The 20,338-nt window shown below is 59.6% G+C and carries 20 protein-coding genes; 15 read left to right on the top strand and 5 right to left on the bottom strand.

From position 1 onward, the window contains the following. Positions 1–33: 33 nt before the first annotated feature. A complete protein-coding gene (locus tag ABIQ96_RS04460; protein WP_348213351.1) occupies positions 34–639 on the top strand; it encodes a plasmid pRiA4b ORF-3 family protein in 606 nt (201 codons plus the stop codon). An 8-nt stretch (positions 640–647) separates the two neighbouring features. Here the strand turns inward: ABIQ96_RS04460 and ABIQ96_RS04465 are convergent, their stop codons facing one another. After that, complete coding sequence (locus ABIQ96_RS04465; RefSeq protein ID WP_348213352.1) at positions 648–1,721, bottom strand: substrate-binding domain-containing protein; 1,074 nt, start codon at positions 1,719–1,721, stop codon at positions 648–650. Positions 1,722–1,959: 238 nt separating this feature from the next. Between ABIQ96_RS04465 and ABIQ96_RS04470 the strand changes: the two genes are divergently transcribed. From ABIQ96_RS04470 to ABIQ96_RS04495, 6 genes are all read left to right on the top strand, one after another. Then, a complete protein-coding gene (locus tag ABIQ96_RS04470; RefSeq protein WP_348213353.1) occupies positions 1,960–2,697 on the top strand; it encodes a hypothetical protein in 738 nt (245 codons plus the stop codon). A 45-nt stretch (positions 2,698–2,742) separates the two neighbouring features. Continuing rightward, positions 2,743–6,645 carry an autotransporter-associated beta strand repeat-containing protein gene (locus ABIQ96_RS04475; RefSeq protein ID WP_348213354.1) on the top strand — a complete coding sequence of 1,301 codons (3,903 nt, stop codon included), beginning with the start codon at positions 2,743–2,745 and terminating at the stop codon, positions 6,643–6,645. 278 nt (positions 6,646–6,923) lie between these two features. Beyond that, positions 6,924–7,790, top strand: a complete 867-nt coding sequence (locus ABIQ96_RS04480) for a DUF6662 family protein (protein WP_348213355.1) — start codon at positions 6,924–6,926, stop codon at positions 7,788–7,790. Positions 7,791–7,814: 24 nt separating this feature from the next. Continuing rightward, the gene (locus tag ABIQ96_RS04485; RefSeq protein ID WP_348213356.1) at positions 7,815–8,339 is read left to right on the top strand and encodes an FMN-binding protein; all 525 of its coding nucleotides are present in this window, start codon (positions 7,815–7,817) and stop codon (positions 8,337–8,339) included. Between the two features lie 3 nt (positions 8,340–8,342). Further along, positions 8,343–9,185, top strand: coding sequence for an FAD:protein FMN transferase (locus tag ABIQ96_RS04490; protein WP_348213357.1), 843 nt, complete (start codon positions 8,343–8,345; stop codon positions 9,183–9,185). A gap of 22 nt (positions 9,186–9,207) precedes the next feature. Beyond that, a complete protein-coding gene (locus ABIQ96_RS04495) occupies positions 9,208–9,663 on the top strand; it encodes a hypothetical protein (RefSeq protein ID WP_348213358.1) in 456 nt (151 codons plus the stop codon). A gap of 83 nt (positions 9,664–9,746) precedes the next feature. Here the strand turns inward: ABIQ96_RS04495 and ABIQ96_RS04500 are convergent, their stop codons facing one another. Continuing rightward, positions 9,747–10,673 carry a S1-like domain-containing RNA-binding protein gene (locus ABIQ96_RS04500; RefSeq protein ID WP_348213359.1) on the bottom strand — a complete coding sequence of 309 codons (927 nt, stop codon included), beginning with the start codon at positions 10,671–10,673 and terminating at the stop codon, positions 9,747–9,749. Here ABIQ96_RS04500 and ABIQ96_RS04505 point away from each other — a divergent pair. From ABIQ96_RS04505 to ABIQ96_RS04535, 7 genes are all read left to right on the top strand, one after another. Then, the gene (locus ABIQ96_RS04505; RefSeq protein WP_348213360.1) at positions 10,672–10,941 is read left to right on the top strand and encodes a hypothetical protein; all 270 of its coding nucleotides are present in this window, start codon (positions 10,672–10,674) and stop codon (positions 10,939–10,941) included. The two genes, ABIQ96_RS04500 and ABIQ96_RS04505, sit on opposite strands and share 2 nt — an antisense overlap. Before the next feature lie 512 nt (positions 10,942–11,453). Next, positions 11,454–11,693 (top strand): hypothetical protein, encoded by a 240-nt coding sequence (locus ABIQ96_RS04510; RefSeq protein WP_348213361.1) that lies wholly within the window; start codon positions 11,454–11,456, stop codon positions 11,691–11,693. A 78-nt stretch (positions 11,694–11,771) separates the two neighbouring features. Continuing rightward, on the top strand, positions 11,772–12,074 hold the full coding sequence (locus ABIQ96_RS04515) for a hypothetical protein (protein ID WP_348213465.1): 303 nt from the start codon (positions 11,772–11,774) through the stop codon (positions 12,072–12,074). Positions 12,075–12,077: 3 nt separating this feature from the next. Further along, a complete protein-coding gene (locus ABIQ96_RS04520; RefSeq protein WP_348213362.1) occupies positions 12,078–12,425 on the top strand; it encodes a hypothetical protein in 348 nt (115 codons plus the stop codon). Positions 12,426–12,437: 12 nt separating this feature from the next. After that, positions 12,438–12,863 carry a putative toxin-antitoxin system toxin component, PIN family gene (locus ABIQ96_RS04525; protein ID WP_348213363.1) on the top strand — a complete coding sequence of 142 codons (426 nt, stop codon included), beginning with the start codon at positions 12,438–12,440 and terminating at the stop codon, positions 12,861–12,863. Continuing rightward, a complete protein-coding gene (locus tag ABIQ96_RS04530; protein ID WP_348213364.1) occupies positions 12,860–13,093 on the top strand; it encodes a hypothetical protein in 234 nt (77 codons plus the stop codon). Before ABIQ96_RS04525 ends, ABIQ96_RS04530 begins: the two co-directional genes overlap by 4 nt. 161 nt (positions 13,094–13,254) lie before the next feature. After that, positions 13,255–13,773, top strand: a complete 519-nt coding sequence (locus ABIQ96_RS04535; protein WP_348213365.1) for a DUF2971 domain-containing protein — start codon at positions 13,255–13,257, stop codon at positions 13,771–13,773. Between the two features lie 590 nt (positions 13,774–14,363). Here ABIQ96_RS04535 and ABIQ96_RS04540 read toward each other — a convergent pair. From ABIQ96_RS04540 to ABIQ96_RS04550, 3 genes are all read right to left on the bottom strand, one after another. After that, the gene (locus tag ABIQ96_RS04540; RefSeq protein ID WP_348213366.1) at positions 14,364–15,800 is read right to left on the bottom strand and encodes a DUF1501 domain-containing protein; all 1,437 of its coding nucleotides are present in this window, start codon (positions 15,798–15,800) and stop codon (positions 14,364–14,366) included. A gap of 5 nt (positions 15,801–15,805) precedes the next feature. After that, complete coding sequence (locus tag ABIQ96_RS04545; RefSeq protein ID WP_348213367.1) at positions 15,806–18,220, bottom strand: DUF1549 domain-containing protein; 2,415 nt, start codon at positions 18,218–18,220, stop codon at positions 15,806–15,808. An 87-nt stretch (positions 18,221–18,307) separates the two neighbouring features. Next, complete coding sequence (locus ABIQ96_RS04550) at positions 18,308–18,967, bottom strand: DUF4230 domain-containing protein (RefSeq protein ID WP_348213368.1); 660 nt, start codon at positions 18,965–18,967, stop codon at positions 18,308–18,310. 251 nt (positions 18,968–19,218) lie between these two features. Between ABIQ96_RS04550 and ABIQ96_RS04555 the strand changes: the two genes are divergently transcribed. Continuing rightward, positions 19,219–20,223, top strand: coding sequence for a 2-enoyl thioester reductase domain-containing protein (locus ABIQ96_RS04555; protein WP_348213369.1), 1,005 nt, complete (start codon positions 19,219–19,221; stop codon positions 20,221–20,223). Positions 20,224–20,338 lie beyond the last annotated feature (115 nt).

Here is a 20,338-nt window from a genome sequence, read left to right on the forward strand (position 1 = left end):
GGGGGTTTGGAAATCGCAGGGTTCCGATGAGCAATGAATTCCGGTTTGATTTTTCCCGCGCAGCGTTCACAAGCTCGCGGCATGGCGAAGGCAAAGGACGAAAACCGGGTGGTGGTGAAGGTGTTTCTCTACGGGATCCAACCGCAGATCTGGCGGCGGTTTTCGATTTCCGCGGACATCACGTTCATCCAGTTCAGCGACGCCGTGCAATCGGTGATGGGCTGGGACAACAAGAGCCCGCACGAATTCCGCCACGGCAAGGGCAAGCGCCTCGTCGATGTCATCGGCCCGATCGGGCTGGAGGACCAAACGGCGGGCGAGTTCCAGGACGAGGCGGTGCTGACGGTGAAAAATTTCCTCGGCAAACGCCGGCTGCCGATCCGCATCCTTTATCGTTACGACTTCGCCGACGAGTGGATCCATGAGATCGTCTTCGAAAAATGGACCGCCGGTGAAGGTGGGCCGGAAGTGCTGGAAGGCGAACGCGCCTGCCCGCCGGAAGACTTCGGCGGAACGTTCCAGTACATGCAGGCACTCCACGGCGAAATCGAATGGGCGCATCCGGGATACGATCCGGAGGCATTCGATCCGAAGACTGTTAGCTTCGAGCAGAAGAAAGCGGTGAAGAAGCGGAAGTGAGTTTTTTGTTAGATCGGGCCGACGCTTCCCCCCGCGACGTATTCCGGAACGATGGACTGGGTCCACACACTGCCCGCACCGTTGCGGATCAGATCCAGCAGGATCTCCGCGGCCTTTCGACCGTAGGCCTTTCCGTTAGTCCGGTAGCGGGCCATCGTTGGGAAGGTGGAGTCGAGAAGGGCGTCGTCCCACATGGCGATCACACTCGCCGCAGACGGCACCCGGATGCCCGCCGACTGGAGATGACAGAGCACTGTGATGGCGGTTTCCGACGCGGCGACAACATACCCCGTGGGCCGTGGTCGGCACGCGATCAGGTCCCTCATCATCTTCGCCACCGGTTCGGAACCCGCCTCGTAAGAGACGATGCGGGCCCTTGCGCCGAGCTTGCGTGCTTCCGCCATGAACACCTCCGAGGCGATGCGGTCGCCGATGCTGGTCAGGTTGGCAATCAGATAGACCAGCTCGCGATGGCCGCGCGAAAAAAGCAGCCCCGCCGCATGATGCGCCGCGGCCGCGGAGTCCGGATAAATGCTGGAAAGCGCCAGCCCGTCGTATGCCCGTCCCAGCAGGAGGGTTGGCTTGCCGCTTTCTACGAACCATCTCTGGATCGACTCGGTCGTGTACATCAGCAGCCACGCGGCGGTGTCCGGCAACGCATCGAGATGAGCCAGCTTGGCGGATTGATAGTTCCTGAAAACCCCCGGATGGTGTTCGATCTCCAGGCGATATCCGGCCGGTGACAAGCGGGCCGCCAGTTCCTCAAAGATGAGGTTCTCGGTGGAACTGCCCTGCCTCAAACCAAAAGGCGTTAGAACCCGGACCGTCCGGGCGGTGGAAAGCTCTTTCTTCCGCAGCCTCCGCGGAATCCGGTGGAGCCTGCCGCGGCCTCCAAGTTCGATCCATCGGTCGGTGGCGAGCTGGACCAGCGCCTTGCGCAACGTCGTCCGGCAGACTTGGAATTCCCGACAGAGTTCCGCCTCGCTCGGCATCTCACCGCTCCACCGCGCGTTCGCGATGTTCGTCCGCATCATTGCCACGAGTTGGTCGTGGATCGTGGTGCGCATGGGTGACTGCGACATGGATTTATGTTAGGGGCGGACGATTGCGAAGTCTGCGGGGAAACTTGCGGGCCAAACTCATGTCTCGCACAAGGAAGCGTCTCCCGCAAGCGCACTTGTACACCCGGTGAACATCTTGATATTGCCTTCGGGAAGTTGCCCAAAGGTGAAAATAAACGATATTATGCGCCGAAACCCATTGCCCCCGACCTGCATTCGTTCCAGGCCGGAGGGCGGAAAACGCATTCCGCCATTTCCCATGAAAAAATCCAAACGCCTCATCCTCGCCCTCGGCGCGGGCATTTCCATCCCGCTCGTCGCGATTGCGCTATGGGTCAGCCAGAACCACGGCACCCGCCGTAAGGTCTCCCAGATCGATGCCGCTGGTTCCGTCGCGGTTTCAAGGCCGGTGCAGCCCCCCGCTGGAGTTTCCACTCCGCCGGACAAGGTCATTTCGCGACCACTCCCTGTCGCCCTCACGAGCGCCACTCACCAATGGGCGGAAGGCGACGCGACCTCCCCCGCCGTGATTGAAAAAATCGCCCACAATCCCGACGAGTTCATCCGCATGGTCGAGGAAAACGAGCGCATCAAACGTCGCCAGCTCGTTTACCGCCAGGACACCGCGGCCGCTGTCGTTCAGCGTGCCCGTGCCACCGGGGAACCCGTGCGCAAGCTCACTCTGCCCGGATTAGACGGTCAGGAAATCGACGTCGAGGTGACCCGCGCGGACCTCGCCTTTTCGGGGCTTTCCGGCACGTTCATCGGCCGCCTCCCCGGCAAGCTGCAATCCATCGTCACCCTCTCCTTCAAGAACAACCGCGAGGCCTTCAGCGTCGCCTCCCCGGAAGACGGCCTCTATCTGGAGGCGGAGCCGCGCGAACCCGGCCAAGTCGTCGTCAAGGCCATCGACCCGAACACCTACGCGACCGGCCACTGCGGCACGGACGAATACGCCCAGGAGCAGGAAAAGCAACGGAAGAGCCAAGGCCGCTAACACTTGGAACCGCCAGGACCTCAAAAACTTTCTCCCAACATGCTCATGTCATTTTTTCGCTCCAATCGCGTTCCCGGTTTCATTTTTGCCGCCGCCGTAGCCTTGTTAGGCATCGCGCCGCTTGCCCGTGGCGCGGCCGAAGCCGACATCGTCATCGGCTACGCCGCCACTTGGGGCAACAGCGTCGGTGGCGCGGACAACGTCGAAGTCATTGCCGCCAATACCGTCGCCGGGGCGAATGCCATCTACGAACGCAGCGGCGCGCCGCCCCGCATGCGCGTCGTCGGCTGCTATCAGTCACTTCAGGATAACACGAACCGCACCAGCACCGGCGGCATCGTCGGCTGGCTCAATGGCTACGACAGCCGGATCTCGGACGTGGTCGATGTCGGCAACGCCATAGGCGCGGACCTCGTGACCTACGTCTGCACGAACAATGACTCCGCCACTATCGGCGCGGTTGCGGGCCAGCCCGGCCGCTTCTCCTGTTTCAATCCGGGTGCCTTCTGGTCCACCGTCTTCTGCCATGAGGCCGGCGGCCACAACTTCGGCTGCGACCACCGTGGCGGCGACGACAATCCGAAGACCGTCATGATGCACAACTACTGCGGCGGTGGTGCGAATGCCTATTTCTCCAATCCTAACATCTGGCTCAATGGCGCGCGGCTCCTAGGCACCGGCACCTGTCTGGGCGCGGCAGTCGATCAGGGTGACAACGCCTATCTTCTCAGCAACAACGCCCAAGGCGTGGCCGACCGCAACGCGCGCCTCATTTCCGCGCCCGCCCTATCCAACGTCGTCCGCCGCTGGTCCTTCAATCAGGCCGCAAGCGCGGCACCGGCCGGCACCACCGTGACGGATTCCATCACCGGCACCGCGCTCGCCACCGTGCAGGGTGCGGGCGCCACCTTCACCGGCGATGGCCTGCGCATCCCCGGCGGCACGGGTGCCAGCGGCGCGGCTTACCTCCAGTTGCCCGCCGCGACTGTCTCCGCCTACACCAATGTGACCGTCGAAATTTGGGCGAAAACCCTCTCCGTCCAAAACTGGGCACGCGTCATGGACTTCAACAACGGCACCGGAAATTATCTCCTGCTCGCCGCCTCGCGGGGCACCGCCCTGAGCTCGCAGCGCTTCGAGTCCAAGGCTGCCGCAACCGTGACTCTCGACAGTGACGTCGCCACCGCCGCCAATGTCATGTATCATTACGCAATCACCTTTGCCGACAACGGGACGGGAGGCGGCCGCTGGACTTGGTTCCGCGACGGCGATGTCATCGCCTTTCTCGATGTCGCCTACACGCTTGCCGCCTTCCAGGACGTGAACAACTGGCTCGGCCGCTCCGCCTTCGCCGGTGACAACTTGGCGAATGCCGAGTATGCCGAGGTCCGCATCAGCAACATCGCAATGAGCCGCACGCAGGTCGCCGCGAATGCCCGCCTCGGTCCGAACCGGGTGGCGAAAAATGCCACCCTAACGGCAGATGACCCTGTTGGTCAGAATTCCTTCGACGTCGCCGGCCGCTGGAGCGACGGCCTCGCCCCGAGCGGGGCAAAGAGCTATGAAACCTTCGGCTTCCGGCTGCGCACTCCCGCCGACGGCACTTCCCGCACCTTCGCCGGGCAATCGCTTGTCATGAACGGTGGCTCGCTCACTTGGAAAGGGACAGCTAACAGCACCAGCACCATCAATAATTTCACTCTTGGTGGCACCGATGCGGAAATTCTCAACGCCGGGTCAGGCACATGGACTCTCGCCGGGACAATGAATGTCCAGTCCCCGGAAGTGACGGTGCGCGCCGCCAATGGCCCCATCAATCTATCAGCCAGCCTCAGTGGAAGCGGTGCGCTGATGCACTTGAACAATACCGTCACCCTCAGTGGAAACAACACGGCGTTCACCGGCAGGACCGTGGTCGGTGATGGACGGTTCAGCAGCCTCTCCATCGACTCGGAGGCCCGCCTCGGTGGGAATCCCTCCACATTTACCCCGGACCAGTTCACCCTCAACCGCGGCGTTCTCTATACGGGCAGCAACATCACAATCGATGACGCGAACCGCGGTATCCGCGTCGGCGAGAGCGCGGCGATCTTCAACGTGGCCCCTGGCACGACTCTCACCGTGGCAGTCCCCGTTGCCGGCACCGGCTCGGGCGACACGCTCCTTACCGCACCGATCTATCCCAATCCCGCGTCAGGAATGCTGATCAAGGAAAACACCGGCATGCTCGTTTTCACGAGTCCTAACAACTCTCACGTCGGCGAGATCGTCATCAACGGCGGGCAAATCCGGCTCGACGGTGCGGGCCGTTTTAACAACGGCGACACGCCCATGCCGGTCGTCATCAACGGCACGCTCAACCTCAACACCACCGGCAACCAGATCTTCGGCGGCGAGATTTCCGGGGGCGGCACGTTCATCAAAGGCAGTTCGGGAACCACGACGCTCACCGCCGCCAACACTTTCTCCGGCAGCGTCACCCTCAACGGCGGCACGGTTTATGCGAATGCGGGCAACGCCGCGACCAACCGGAACTTCAGCTACGTCAGCGGCATCACCGTCAACACCGGCGCGACCTTGCGCACCAACTCCAATGCGCTCTTCGGCTGGGACGGCACGCAGGAAAAGCCGATCACCGTCAACGCCGGTGGAATTCTAACTGCCAATGGCGGCCTCGCAAGCGACGTGGGCCTCGGCACGGTCACCCTCAACGGCGGCACGCTCGCCACCCTGGCTGTTGGGGCGACGGATTACGGTTCGTTCCGCTTCGACGAGGCTGCCGACAAGCTCGCCGTCACCGCTGACTCCACTGTTAGTGCCACCAACGTGAAATTCGGAAACGCCGCCGCATCGATCGACGTGTCCGCCGGCAAGACCTGCAACTTTACCGGCACCATCACCAACGCGTCCAACGGCGGCATCAGCTATCTGACGAAAAACGACGGCACGGGCACATTGATTCTCAGCGGAACCAACACCTTCACCGGAGCAACCGCCATCAACGCCGGCACACTCAAACTGACCGGTTCGCTCGCCGCCGGCAGCGCGGTTACCGTCGCCAACGGCGCGACTGTTAGCGGCACCGGCACCATCAACGGCTCGCTCACATTTGCCGCCGGCTCGATCCACGCTCCGGGAGACGCCACCGGCACGCAAACCGTCGGCGGTGCGCTCAGTTATGCGGGCACCTCGCGGGTGAAATCCACGCTTTCTACCAACTCCAACACCACCGGAGCCGCCAGCCGCATCGTCGCCGGCAACGTGACCGTCACCGCAGGTGCGGCGATCGATTTCATCCTCAACGCGGCGGGCAGCACGGTGAATTTCACGGACACGTTCTGGAGCCAGTCCCGGACATGGAACGTGATGACATGCTCTAACAAAACTGGAAACTTCACCCTTGGCACCGTCACCGGTGATGCGGGCGGACGTGTCCTATCCAATTACGGAACGCTCGCACTTCAACAAAGCACCACCTCGGCTTCCCTGGTCTTCACTCCCTACACGCCCACCGAGCTCTGGCGGCAGGCGTATTTCGGCATCAACTGGGACACTACCGGAATTTCCGGGGACGGTGTCGATGGTGATGGCGACGGCTTGAGCAACCTCCTTGAATATGGCCTCGGCTCCAATCCTAACACCTCAAGCGCAGGCAGCGCCCCGCTGGTTTCGACCGATGCGGGGAAACTGAAAATCACCTTCGGCCGCAACACAGCCGCTTCGGACGTGACCCTTGCCGTTGTGGCTTCCGATAGTCTCCAGACGACCTGGACTGACATCGCGCGCAGCATCGGTGGCGCGGCGTTCACCACCACCCCGGCCGGAGCCGCAGCATCCGTCAATGAATCGGGAGCCGGAGGAGTCAAATCCGTTCAAGCCACTGACATCTATCTGACGAGCGATCCCGCCCACCCCACACGCTTCATGCGCGTGGAAGTGCGGCGTTGAAAATAAGCCGTGCCTTTCGGCTCTACAGCCATCCCCGGAAATCCCGTCCAAGTCACGGATGGCACCGGCGGTTCCCCGGATCGTTGTCGAGCTCAGCGAGGCAAACTGACCTTCAGTTCCTGAAATATGGGGAATTGATCCGACTCCACTTCCTCGTAAGACATTGAAACATAGGCATCTGGTTTTCAACGGAGGCTTAATGCTATTGAGAACGCATATCATTAGTAGTTGACGGCACCGGAAAATTCCGTATCGCTTCCGCCGACTTCAACTCACTCATGACCGCTTCCACACGCATTCTCGCCGCTTCGCTCGCCCTGACCCCGCTTCTCAGCTTGGAATCGCGGGCCGATGAAAACCTTTTCGGCTGGGCAAAAGGTACTGAAACCCTGCCAAAGGGCCACATCGACCTGTATCAGTTCACGACCATGCGGACGGGAAAAGCCAATGAGGACGGCAGCTACAATGCCTACGACTTCGAAACCGAGGTCGAATACGGCTACTCGGATGAGCTGCAACTCGCCCTGAGCGTCGCTCAAAATTACTTCTCCGGCAGCGCTCTCGAAGACGATGGCGACGGCCTCACCCAAACCGGCTACCGTTTCGGTGGCGTCGCGGTTTCCGGAAAATACCGCTTCAAGAGTCCGTTCATCGACGGCTACGGCCTCGCGCTGATCCAGCAGGTCGGCTACAACCGCCACGACGAAACCGCCGGTATCGTGGAAAACCACGTCTATCTCGCCCCCACCCTGGCGTTTCAGAAAAACTTCCTCGATAACACCCTGATCACCGTCGCCAGCGTCGGAGTCGACATGGGCTGGGGCAAGAAGCCGGCCGAGGAATATAGCAAGGAAATGGGCCTCGAAACCCGGATGGGCGTTTCCTACCGCTTCGCTCCTAACTGGTTTGTCGGTCTCGAAGGCCGCGTCCGCTCCGAGTATCCGCAGTTCGACATCACCGACAACGAACACGTCGTCGTCTTTGTCGGCCCGAACCTCCACTACGCGAGCGAGAAATTCTGGGCCACCCTGGGCTGGGCCTATCAGGCCTACGGTCACGAATCCGACGGCCAGCAGGTCGATGACCGCGCGTTTGCCGAGCAAGTGCAAAACGAAATCCGCCTCAAGGTCGGCTTCAATTTCTAACTTAACACTTCACCCCAATTTCCCATGCGCCTCTCCTCCGGAATTCTCCTCTCCCCGGTCATCATGGCACTCGTCGCCCCGGCGGCGATGGGCACGGTCTATCTGAGCCCGGAACAGGCGCTTGGAGCGATTTTCGATAGCAAGTCGGACTTCAAAGCCTCCTCCCTGAGACTCACCAAGGAGCAGCGCAAGTCGGTCAGCAGCAGCACCGGCCTCACCGTCCGCGATCAGGAAATCAAGATCTGGACCGCCGGCGACGGCTCGCGGATGTATGTGGACCAAGTCGTGGGAAAACACGAATTCATCACCTTCGCCGTGGGCATCGGTCCCGACGGCAAGGTCCGCGGCGTGGAAATCCTCGAATACAAGGAAACCTACGGCGGTGAAGTCCGCCGCCCGGAATGGCGCAAGCAATTCACAGGCAAAAAACTCGGCGACCCGCTCAAACTCGGTGGCGACATCACCAACATTTCTGGCGCCACGCTCTCCAGTCACAGCATCACGGATGGAGTGAAGCGCTTGCTGGCCATCCGGGCCCTGCCCAACTGATCCATGCCACCGATCGAACGACGGGCCCGACCCCTGTTAGGCACGTTCGTCGAGATCGTGCTGCGCGGCGGGAATGCGGCGGTCTTCGAGGCGGCTTTTGATCGAATCAGCGATGTGCAGGATCGCATGTCCGCGCACACGGCGGAATCGGATCTCGCGAAAATCGCCAGCGAAGCCCATCGCGGATGGGTCGCGGTGGACGCCTCCACCGCCGAGGTCATCCGGCTGTCGCTGAACTGGGCGGAAGCCTCCGATGGCGCGTTTGATCCAGTCCGTGCGGGCGTGGAGCTCGTTCATGCCAAGCGCCGACCGTGGTTCGCGAGCGAGCTGCCGGACCGCACGGCAACGTGGCGGGATTTGGAAATCGACGGATTGTTAGCAAAAGCGTCGCGGCCACTGGCACTCGATCTCGGTGGGGTGGCGAAGGGTTATGCGGTGGATCTCGCCGCGGAAGTCATCGCCACCCACGGTTGTTCCGGAGTGGTGAATGCGGGCGGCGATCTACGTTTCATCGGCGATGAGAAGCGGACGGCGTTCGTGAAAAAACCGGACACGGAAGGGGGGCTTTTCGAGCTGCGCGAAATCCCGTTTCCCGCACTGGCGACGACCGGCAGCTACGCGTTTTCCGACGATGGCGGAAATCTCGATCTCATCGATCCGGGTTCGGACGGCCCGGTCCCTGTCGGAGTTTCCATCACCGTGTTTGGCGGAAGCTGCATCCTCGCCGACGCGTTGACCAAGGCGGTGCTGAATCTTCCGGAAAACCGCGCGGCGGATCTGTTGAAACAATTCGATTGTTGCGCGCTGATCCTGGAAAGCGATGGACGTTTTCGCGAGCTTCCCTGATCGTTTCGCCACTTCGTTCGCCATGCGCCGCCGACCTTTCCAAATGAGCCTCCGCCAGCGCTGCTGGCTATACCTCGCCTTCGCCATCACGGTGGGCAGCGGTGCGACGTGGGCGATTATCTGGCATTTCCTCCGCGAGGATCCGGACATGGCACAGCCGGTGGAAAACACACTGCTGAAGGTTCATCTCGCCGGAGCGCTGATCCTGTTAGTCGCTGTCGGCGCGGCCCTGCCGAAACACGCGTCAAAGTCGTGGCAGGCAAAGCTCAACCGCCCGGCCAGCGCGCTCTTCATCGGCTCCATCCTCGGCGCGGTGGTAACTGGCTACGGGATTCTCGCCTTCGTCTGGGAAACGCGGGTCATGCATTTCACCCACATCGCACTGGGCGTTGCGATGACGGTGCTGCTGCCGCTGCATATTCTCATCGGCCGCCATTTGGAGAAAAAGCGGATCGCGGCAAGGCATCGCGGAGAGTGACCGCAACGGGACTTTTGGTGCAGATAAGGGGCATGGACGTCTCGTCCATGCGCGGGGACGAGACGTCCCCGCCCCTTAAAAACTCATTCCCCAACTACAAGCCGGATGCCCTTATCCTCGATGGTAATTTGCTGTTTCCTGAACAACGCGCCGGTCGCTTGCTTGAAGGCGCGCTTGCTGACGCCGAGCTCGTCGTTGATCTCCGCCGCGGTGCTGTGGTCGCCGATGGGCCAGAAGCCGCCGCGGGCCTCAAGTTCTGCTAGAATGCGGGCTTCGAGGTCGTCGATTTTCCCGCGACCGGAAGCGTGCAGAGTGAGATCGATTTTCCCGTCCGGCCTAACAACGGCGATGTAGCCTTTCAAAGCCTCGCCCGGCTGGAGCGGTTGGAAAACATCGTTGGCGAAGATGAGGCCGCTGTGGGTGTTGTTGACGACGGCCTTGTAGCCGAGATCGGTTTTGGCGAAGACGATGAGTTCCACGGCCTGCCCCGGATAGAAATCATGCGGCGTCTGGTCCATGTGCCGCGTGAGGCGGGTCGAGGCGACGATGCGGCCGGTTTGTTCGTCGAGGTGGACATGGACGAGGTAGTTTTTCCCGACATCCATGCGGACTTTCTGCTCGCGGAAAGGAACCAGCAAATCCTTCGGCAGCCCCCAATCGAGGAACGCGCCGACGCCGGTGACGGCCACGCATTTCAACCGCCCGAACTGGCCGGGCATGACCTTGGGCCGCAGCAAGGTCGCGACCGGGCGGTCTTCGGAGTCGTTGTAGAGAAAGACATCGAGAAACTCGCCAAGGCTGGAGCCGCGGGGAATTTCCCGGTGGGGCAGCAGGATTTCGCCCAGATCGCCGCCGTCGAGAAACAGCCCGAAGGGTTTCTCGTGGAGGATTTGGAGGGATGCGCGCTCGCCGATTTTCGCCATGGCGGGACGATGAACCCGCCACGGCGGCGAGTCGATGGCGGATTCGCCACTTGTCTCCGGTTTCGCTTCGCGCCATCGTCCGGGCATGGAAAGTCACGAGTGGTTTGAAAATACCGACGAGGGAAAAATCTTTTACCGGGCGAACTATTACCTCAGCGGCAAGTGGACGATCATGACCACCACCCAAAAGCGCAACCCGACGTGGACGGACATGACGCCACCACCGGAAGAAGTGCTGCGCGAACTGCGCGATGTCATTTGGAAAAAATACCAGCGCAAGCGCCTGCCGTGGGAGCGCGTGGCGGAACTGGATAAATTGTTAGGCGACGAACCGCTGCCCAAGCCGAGTCGTTAGGAACCGCCGCAGGGTTTGGATGCGCGGCAAGGATTTCGGAATCGCCCTGACCAGCAGATACCGGCGGCGTCCGCCTGCTTGACCGCACCCTTGCAGCGGAGTGAGGATTCCGGCTCGCCAAATGGTGTCGGGATGCCATGGTCCGTGTATGGTTTCTCCATCCTCCGGCATTCAGACCGCCACCACTCCGAGGGGCACCCTGATGTGGCAAGCCGTGCCGTTGGAAGAGGCCAATCGCGATTTCGATCTTCATTTCTGGCAATCGTAGCCGCCATCAGCCCGCTTCGCCGCAGCATGGGAGTTGGTGGAAAATGCCTGGGCCATCAAAGGCCGTCCCGCCCATGAACTCCGACTTCAAAGAACTGCTCACCATCTTGAACGACTGCTAGGTTAGCTACCTTGTCGTCGGAGGACTTTCGACAACCAGCATGCCTTTCGCGCGGGTCGCGGAGAACCGTCGGCGACCGTAAAATCGGGATTGGAAACATCGGACGAAGTGGTAGATTCCGGGTATGAGCGAGCCAGTTACGTTTTCAGCCGAGCAGAAACGTCCGGTGCTTCATGCGTTGATCGACTCACTGCCGGCTGAGGAACTTGAGCTGGTTGAGAAGCTCCTCTCACGTTTGGAAATGGATCGGCTCTGGAAGGAACTCCGGGAAGGATTCACCCAGGACTGGGCCGACGGAAAATTCTCACGGCTGGACGAAATCATCAGTGAGGTCCGGGCCGATCTGAAAAAACGCAGCGCATGATCGCGGTGCTGGATACCAACGTGGTGTTGCAGGCACTCAATCAACGGCAACGCTTCGCCATCGTTTTTCTTCCGCACCATTTCCGCCGACCGCGACGACGACAAATTCGCTGACTGCGCCATCACCGCGGATGCCGACTTCATCGTCACGAGTGATTCCCATTTCCGGGTATTGAATGGCAGCGGCTACCGCCCGCAGCCCATCACGCCGGAGGCATTCATCGATCGGTATCTTTCAGAGGCTTGTTGGCGCACCACTCAACCTGCAACTGAACACAGGACTTACCTCGCCCAAGCGCTCGACACCTGTCTGTCCAGCATCGAGGAAATCGAAGCGTTGTTTGCGGCCTTTACGTTCTACCCAATCCAGCTACTCTCATGACTCATGAAAACGTTGGAAACTGATGTCGAGATCGGAGCCGATGGCAGCGTGAGGCTCCTTTCGCCGCTGCCGGCGTGGCTGAAGCCGGGCCGGGCGCATGTTTTGATGACAGTGGAATCAGTGGAGGAAATACCGCAGCGCTGGAAACTCACCGCCACACCCGAGATGATCGCGCGCCGCGTGACAGCACTGGCGGAAATCCGCAAGCTCGACCCCTACCGCGACATCACCGATCCGGTTGAATGGCACGTGAAATGCGCGAGAATAGCTTGCTGCCGGGCCGCGAGTGGCGGGAACAGGCGAACCAAGGCTAACCGGCATATTCGTGTTGATTTCAAAAATCCATCCTGATTCGTTCGACCCATGATCCGTGCTGTTCTGGACACGAACGTTTTGCTCTCTGCCCTGCGTTCGCGAAATGGCGCATCATTTGAAATTCTTTCCCGTTTTGCTGACAACCAGTTCGTCGTGGTCGTCGGAAACACCGTGCTCTCCGAATACGACGAAGTGCTCAAAAGGGAATGTCCGTCATTCGGGATCTCGCTGGAAACCGTTGACCGCTATCTGGATGCCATTTGCGCCCGGGCCAGCTTTTTCAAGACCTCCGCATTCTGGAAACCCGCGCTTCCCGACCCTGACGATGAAGCGTTCGCCCAGCTTGCGCTTGAAGCGAAGGTGGGATATATGGTCACCCACAATCTACGCCACTTCCCCATCGACCGCCTTCCGGCCCTCAAAGTCACATCGCCCAAGGAATTCCTCCACATCCTTCAAACCGCAAAGCCATGATCGTCCAAGCCACCATTCCCGACTATCTCATGCGTCAGGCCGCTGAAGTGGCCGAGCGCGAGAATACCACCGTGGATTCCATCATCTCCATAGCCCTTTCCTCCCAGGTAACGGCTTGGCAGGTGCGCGATACCGTCGAACAGCGTGCGAAGCGAGGCGCATCTTCCGACCTTGGAGCCATCCTCGCCGCCGTCCCGGATGTTCCACCTGTCCTTGGTGACGAAAAATAGAGACCGCGATTGAAAGTCATGATCTTGGACACAAGGATGACTTCAAACACATCGCCGGGCTGGATCTGAGGAACCCGTTTGCGACCGTGCCATGAACCCTTTCCATGAAACTAGGCTGCTAATGTCTGTTATTTTGGACCGACCCCGCCGCACGCTTCATAATGAAGAATCCGCAACTTCCACCGGCTTTGTATAAGTTTTGGGGACCGACGATAAGCCGCGAAGACAATCGTATTCCATTCATCGAGTCTGAATCATTGGTTCGTTTCACCCAGCCGAATTCATTCAACGACCCTTTCGAGTCACAGGTCGTTTGGAGTTTTGAAGGGGTGAATGAAGAAGTTCTCAAAAAGTTTATCGAGGAACATCTTGTTGGTGATACTCCGTTTAGCAACGCGCTCCCCTACTTAAAACGGAGAAAATTTAAGGCGTTTAAACATAGTTTTTCAAAACGAGGCCTCCGAGAGAACCCTCAAGAAACCTTGGATCTGCTATCTAAAACTGCGAGCTACGTCGCGACCGAAACTTCAGGTGTCTTGTCGTTGAGCGGAACCTGGAAGGCGAGTCCTATGTGGGCGCATTATGCGACTAATCATGAGGGCATGTGCATCGGATTTGACATGGAGTGCCCGATTTTTAAGCATCACGATGACAACTTGGTTTACAAAGTGGAATATTAAACAACGCGTCCAGCTGTTCCGGTATCCAGAGTTTTCGAAGGTATGTTGATTGACTCCCTCTACGAAGCAAAGGACGAGCGATGGCGATATGAAGAAGAGTTTCGAGTCGTGAAACCCCTCGTCTAGGCATCGCGATCTTTAGGCAACGACAAACGTGGCAATCCGATCAAACTCTTCAAGCTGCCACCTGAATACGTGAAGGAGATTATTGTAGGGTTACACAGCGCCCCGGAGCTACGTCGACGGGTCAAGGAATGGCAGGCTGGACAGCCTCACGTCAAACTTTACGAAGCTGTCATAAGCGTTAGGGACTATTCGATGGAACGGAAGCCTCTTGAATAGTAAAATATTCAAACCCCGCTGGTAGTGTTCATCCAACGTTGGAACTACTGACCAATACTTAATGAGGATTCTTGAATTGCTAAAGACCTTGGACCAGTCCCGATTACAAGCTGTTCCAGTTCACGGAAAAGGACGCTGCGGTGATAGACCAAGTAGTTAGGGTACAGCAGATGGAACTGTAGAAGGAGATCCGTGAGCTTAATGCCGAGCGTGAGAGAAAGAACGGTGCGATCGGGAAGAAGCAGTAATCAGGCGAAGATCTCCCTGACGGCTTTTCCCTTGCCATCTTCGGTGGCGTAAAACGGCCGACGCTCGACTTCATACATCGTCGCCGGGTTAATTCCCATGGCGGTGAAAATCGTGGCATGCAGATCGCTGATCGAGACCGGATTTTTGATGGCAATGAGCGGCCGTTCGTCCGCGGTGGCTCCGTAAATGATGCCCTTTTTCATGCCGCCACCGAACATCACGACGGAGGTTCCGCCGGTGAAATGGCGGTGCAGACCGTAGTGCGCGGGCAATTCCAGCGTGTCCGATTTTACGGTGGCCTGGTCCTTTGCGTCCGAACCGGGGGCGCCTTCGATCATCGCGTCGCGGCTGAACTCGGAGGCGATCACCACCAGGGTGCGGTCCAGCAGTCCGCGTTCTTCCAGATCCAAAATCAACCGGGCGATCGGGCTATCCACTTCGCGATGCATCCTTTCGGCGACTTCATGGCCGTCCTTGTGCGTGTCCCATTGGAAAAACGGCACATACTCAGTGGTGACCTCGACGAAACGCGCGCCTTTTTCTACCAGATTTCTCGCCAGCAGGCAGCCTTGGCCGAAACGGCTGTCACCATAGGCCGCGCGGGTTTCCTTCGATTCCAGCTCGAGGTCGAAGGCTTTGGCTTCCGGCGATGACAACAGGCGATGGGCGCTTTCCAGCGACCGCAACATCGACTCCTGCTGATGGTCCGACATCAGGTCGCGGTGGGGATTCTGATTCACCAGCTTTTGAAAAAACGCGCGGCGGTTAGAGAAACGGCTCGGCTCCATTCCCTTCGGCGGACGGACGGCGAGCATGGCTTCCGCAGGGAATGGCAGATTCATCGGTCCGAACTCCGAGCCGAAAAATCCGCCGGTGGTGAATGATTTCAGTTCCTCGGATTCGCCGATGCCTTCAAGCCGCTGGCCGATGTTGATGAACGCCGGCATGACCGCATTCCGCGGACCTAACACCTTGGCCATCCAGGCACCGATGTGCGGCGCGGCCACCGTCTGCGGCGGCACGTAGCCGGTGTGCCAATGGTATTGATGGCGCGAGTGAAGGATGCTTCCGAGATCCGGCTGGATGGCGGAACGGATCAAGGTCGCGCGGTCCATCACCTTGGCGATATTTTCAAGGCCCTGGCAGATCTTGATATTGTCGACCGACGTATCGATCGCCGGAAAGGTGGACAGCATGTTGGAAACCGGCGCGCCTTTGACAAAGGGCTGGTATTTCTTCGGATCAAACGTTTCCGGCGCCGCCATTCCTCCCGCCATCCACAGCAGGATGCAGGAGTCGGCGGTGGCGGCGGGATGTTTGATTTCCTCGGCCGAGGCCCGTGGAGCCTCCGCCATCAACGCCGCAATTGACGCGGCGGAAAGCTTTTTGAGGAAGCCCCGGCGGGTGTCGGTGGGATCCAGTGGAAGTGGGTTCATGGCGTCTAGCGGATGATTTGGAATTCGGGCATCATCAGGACACTCCAGAGGAAATCCTGGGTGACCGCTGCATCGGGTTTGGCTCCTAACAACGAAAGGATCAGTTGCAGCTCGGCAGGTGTCGGGTCCCGTGAAAGCGCAGACCGCCATACATAATTGGCGAGGTCGCGGGAGGATGCAAAATTCATTTTCAACAGAGCTTGCGCGGATTCCGTCAGCCGGTCGTTGAGGATGCTTCCGTTGTTGAGATCCATCGCCTCCAACGTGGTGAGATCGTCCGGGCGGGTGGTCACAATTTGTTCACGGTTGGGCCGCCCGAGGGTGCGCATCAGCGGATCGGATTTCAGCAAAGACGCCCGGACAATCGATTTTCCGGACGTCATCGCCAGCAACTGGTCGGGAAGGATGGCGGACACCGCGCCCCATGGATTCGGGTCGATGACGGCGGCGGGTTTCCAATCGCCGGGCGATCGGGAAACGCGTCCGTCCGATTGGGGATTCTTCGCCGACCATTGCCACGTGGCGTCGCTGACGAGTTCCACCCATTGATCTCCGCGTTTGAGCAACGCATGGAAAACCGCGCCGGCCGGGTTTGCTCCGGAGCCTTCGTTTTTCACGACCATCACCAGTTCGTTGTCACCCTTCACCAGAAACTTGGCGAAGGAAACCGATTCGGGATTCTGCCAATCGGTACCGGTTAGAGCCTGTTTGCCATTGATCCAGAGTTCGAACCGATTGTCCGCGCTCACCACCGCGAAGGCCGCGTCGGGCACCTTCACCAGATTGAGCTGCTTGCGGAACGTGACGGTCACGCCGTCCGGAACCGGGCCGGTGTCCGACCAGATCCAGGACGCGGATTTAGTTAGAACCGGCGCGCCTTCGGCCGGAGCACGTTTGATGGGCGCGTCGAATTTGGCCGGTGCCGTGCCGCTGATCTGCCAGATGGCGTCGGAGAACTCCTCGGCGGTGAGACGTTTCGGCCGCGGCCCCTGATAGACGTAGTTGGATTCCTGCGGCGCTTGCTCGAAGGACTCCGCCTTGGACTGATAGGCTTGGGAAAGACAGATAAGCCGCAGGGTCTGTTTCAAATCCTGATGGTTCTGCGCGAGATGCGACGCGAGCATGTCCAACAGATCCTCGCTCCACGGCGCGGTCTGCATCGCATCCACCGGATGGACGATGCCGCGGCCCATCAGGCGCTGCCACAGCCGGTTGACGATCGCCCGCGGCGTGCGGCCGTTCTGGGGGCTGGTGATCAGGTTGGCGAGTTGGGCGAGCCGTTGTTCTTTCGGCAGGCTGTTGTCCACCGTTCCCAGTTCGGGAAACAACCAGGCCGCCACCGCTTTTTTACCGAGAGGCTTGTCGCAGCGGGACATTTCCAGCGGTTGATCCGAGTAAATCGCAGCGAGGCCGTAGGAGTCGCTGAGTTTCCAGCGGTCGATGAACGAGTCGTGGCAGGACGCGCATTTCAAATTGATCCCGAGAAACGTCTGGCCGACCGACTGCGCATACTGCATCGCAGGGATCTGCGCCGCGGAGACACTGCCGCGCCAGATGATGCCGTTGGCGAAACCCTCGCTCTCCGGTTTCGGCGCGACCAACTGCCGGACGAATTCATCATACGGCATGTTGTTGTAAAGTGCCTGATAGAGCCAGCCGCTGATCTGCTTGCGGCCGCCGTCGATGTAACCAGTGCCGCTGTAATCGTTGCGGAGAAGATCGTTCCAAAACGTCAGCCAGTGCTCGGTGTAGGCGGTTTTGTCCGCGAGCAAGGCATCGACCTTTCGTTCGCGCTTGTCCGGCGTTTTATCTGCTAGAAATGCCACGACCTCATCCGCCTGTGGCAGTAATCCGGTGAGATCCAGATGGACGCGACGGAGAAACGCGGAATCGTCCAGCGCCGCGGGCCGGCTGCGCTTCTGATCCGCGAGGTAATGATCGATGATCCGGTCGATGGGATTCGTGCGGCCGTCCACGATGGCGGGCAGAGTAGGATTTCTTGGTCGAAGCGGCGGATCGTAGGCAGGCTTTTTGAAAGTAAATCCCGGTTCCCATTTCGCTCCGGCGGCGATCCATGCCCGGACGAGTTCCACTTGCTTCGCATCCAGTCCGTCTCCCTTGGGCGGCATCCGCTCGTCATCGTCATCGCTGGTGATGCGCTCGAGCATCAGGCTTTTTTCCGGATGGCCGGGCTCGACAATCGATCCGTCTTCGGAGCCGGCGCGGAACGCCCCTTCGGTATCCATCGAGAGGCCCGCCTTCTTTTTTCCGTCTGTGTGGCATTTCAGGCAGTTTTCCCTGAGGATAGGCACGATTTCATGCACGAAGTCCGGTTCGCCCGCATCGGAGGCGAGCGAGGAAAATCCGAACATCACTCCGCAAAGCGCGCGGAATTTCGGGTTTTTCGTGGAAGGGATCATGGGAGATTTGGCTCACAACCCAACGACCACCAAAAGACTCATGTTTCAATCCTACCGAAAAGGATAGGTTCATCGACTTCAGACGGTCTAAGGAATTTTCTGCTCCACACTGACATTCTCCACGCCTAGCAAATCGCGCAGGCGGGTGCGGAGGGTCGCCTCGACGGTGGTGAGCATGCCGCTTTGCTCGGCTTCGAGGCGCATTTGGCTGCGGAGTTCGCGCAGGATCTGGGCACGGTCTTCGGGCTGAATCCGGTTGAGCCAGCCGTCGTCCTCGCTGAGAACGTCGAAGTCGATGAGCTCGACGGAGAGGATTTCCGGCTTGGGAAAACGGGCGACCGGCTTGCCGTTTTCCATGCTCAGGGAGATGCCGCTCTTGAGCCGGTAGCCGCCCTTCACCTGATAGTGGCCGCGGACGATGAGCTTCTTGGTGCCGAGCGGGAGGCCGGAAAAGCTCTCGGATTTCTCGATCGTCCGGGTAGCGCTCATCCGCATTTCGAGCAGGGCGAGCTCGGAGATTTCCGAGGTCTCGACTATTTCCGCCCGGCCTTCGACGATGCGGGTATCCCTGTTGGTGATAGCTCCGAGAACCTGTTCGAGTCCGTGCTCGACGCTTCTCTTGGTCGAAGAAAGGGCATGTTCGATAGGGTGGACGACAAGCAGCCAAATTCCGCCGATGATCGCTATCAGAGTGACCGTCCGCCGCAGGGTCCGCCACATTTCCACCCGGTGTTCCATGGCGCGCATGCTACATCAGCCGTTGAACGACGTCCACGGCTGAAGATTTTTTCATAAATTCTAAACCGCCCGGCCGACATCAACATTTCCACCACACAGAATCCGCCGTCCAAGGCATGGAATTCTGATTAAAATCTCCTAACGCAATCCACACACAACAACGAGGCGCTGTCTCTTCCCGGGGCAGCGCCTTTTTCGTGTCCGCATCCCATTAAAACCTTCCCGCTTGGCGAAAGCCGTTTCCGTGGCAGATTCATTTCATGGAAGACGACGACTCGACAATCCGCGGCAAGCAGTTGGTTTTCAGGCAGACCGGAAGCCCTCCGGAGGTTCTGGAAATGGAGAGCGACAGCTTGATTTCCCAATCGCTGGGTGGAGGCGAGGTCTTGGTCCGCATCCTCGCCGCGCCGCTGAATCCTGCCGATTTGAATACCGTCGAGGGCACCTACGGCGTCCAACTCCAGCTCCCGGCCACCCCCGGCATCGAGGGCTTCGGAGTGGTGGAAATGAGCGATTCCTCCGATTTTGAAGAAGGCGATGAGGTGATTTTCCTCCGCCGGTCCGCGACATGGGCATCGCATGCGACTGTCCCCGGCGCTACGCTCTACAAGTTGCCGCGCGGCATCGATCCGCTCCAAGCCGCGATGCTGAAAGTAAATCCGGCGACGGCTTGGCAGCTTCTCCACGGCTTCGGGGATTTGAAAAAGGGCGATTTCATTGTCCAGAACGTTGGAAACTCCGCCGTCGGGCGCTGCGTCATCCAACTCGCGCGGGATCTCGGCATCCGCACCATTTCCTTCGTCCGGAGAGCTGAGTTGTTTCAGGAACTTCACGACCTCGGCGCGGATCACGTTTTCCTTGATGACGACGCCGGCCTCGCCTCCGCCAAGGAAATCCTCGGCGGGGCCAATGCCGCGCTCGCCTTCAACGCCGTCGGCGGCGACAGCGCGCTGCGCCTGATGAAGCTCCTGCGCGAAAGCGGCAGCCACATCACCTACGGCGCGATGGGCCGCAAACCAGTAACCATTCCCAACGGCCTGCTGATTTTCCGCGACATCCAAGTCCGCGGTCTGTGGGTGACCCGCTGGATCGAAAACGCACCGCTGGAGGAAGTCCGCAGCGTTTACACGAACCTCGCCGCAAGAGTCGCCGCCGGGAAACTGGTGCAAACGGTGGACTCGACTTTTCCGCTGGAAAATTTCCGCGAAGCCCTCGCCCGCCTCGAAGCTCCCGACCGATCGGGCAAGGTGCTGTTCGTGCCATAGAATCTCCCCATTTGTGGGGACAACCCGATGGATGATTGAAAAGATCCGGCCTGAGCCTATAGCCCACGCTAGTTTCCCTCCGTCGCCGGATTCCGGCCGGAGGTGTAAAATACCC

It is taken from the genome of Luteolibacter sp. (genome assembly GCF_039920825.1).
GTDB lineage: Bacteria > Verrucomicrobiota > Verrucomicrobiia > Verrucomicrobiales > Akkermansiaceae > Luteolibacter.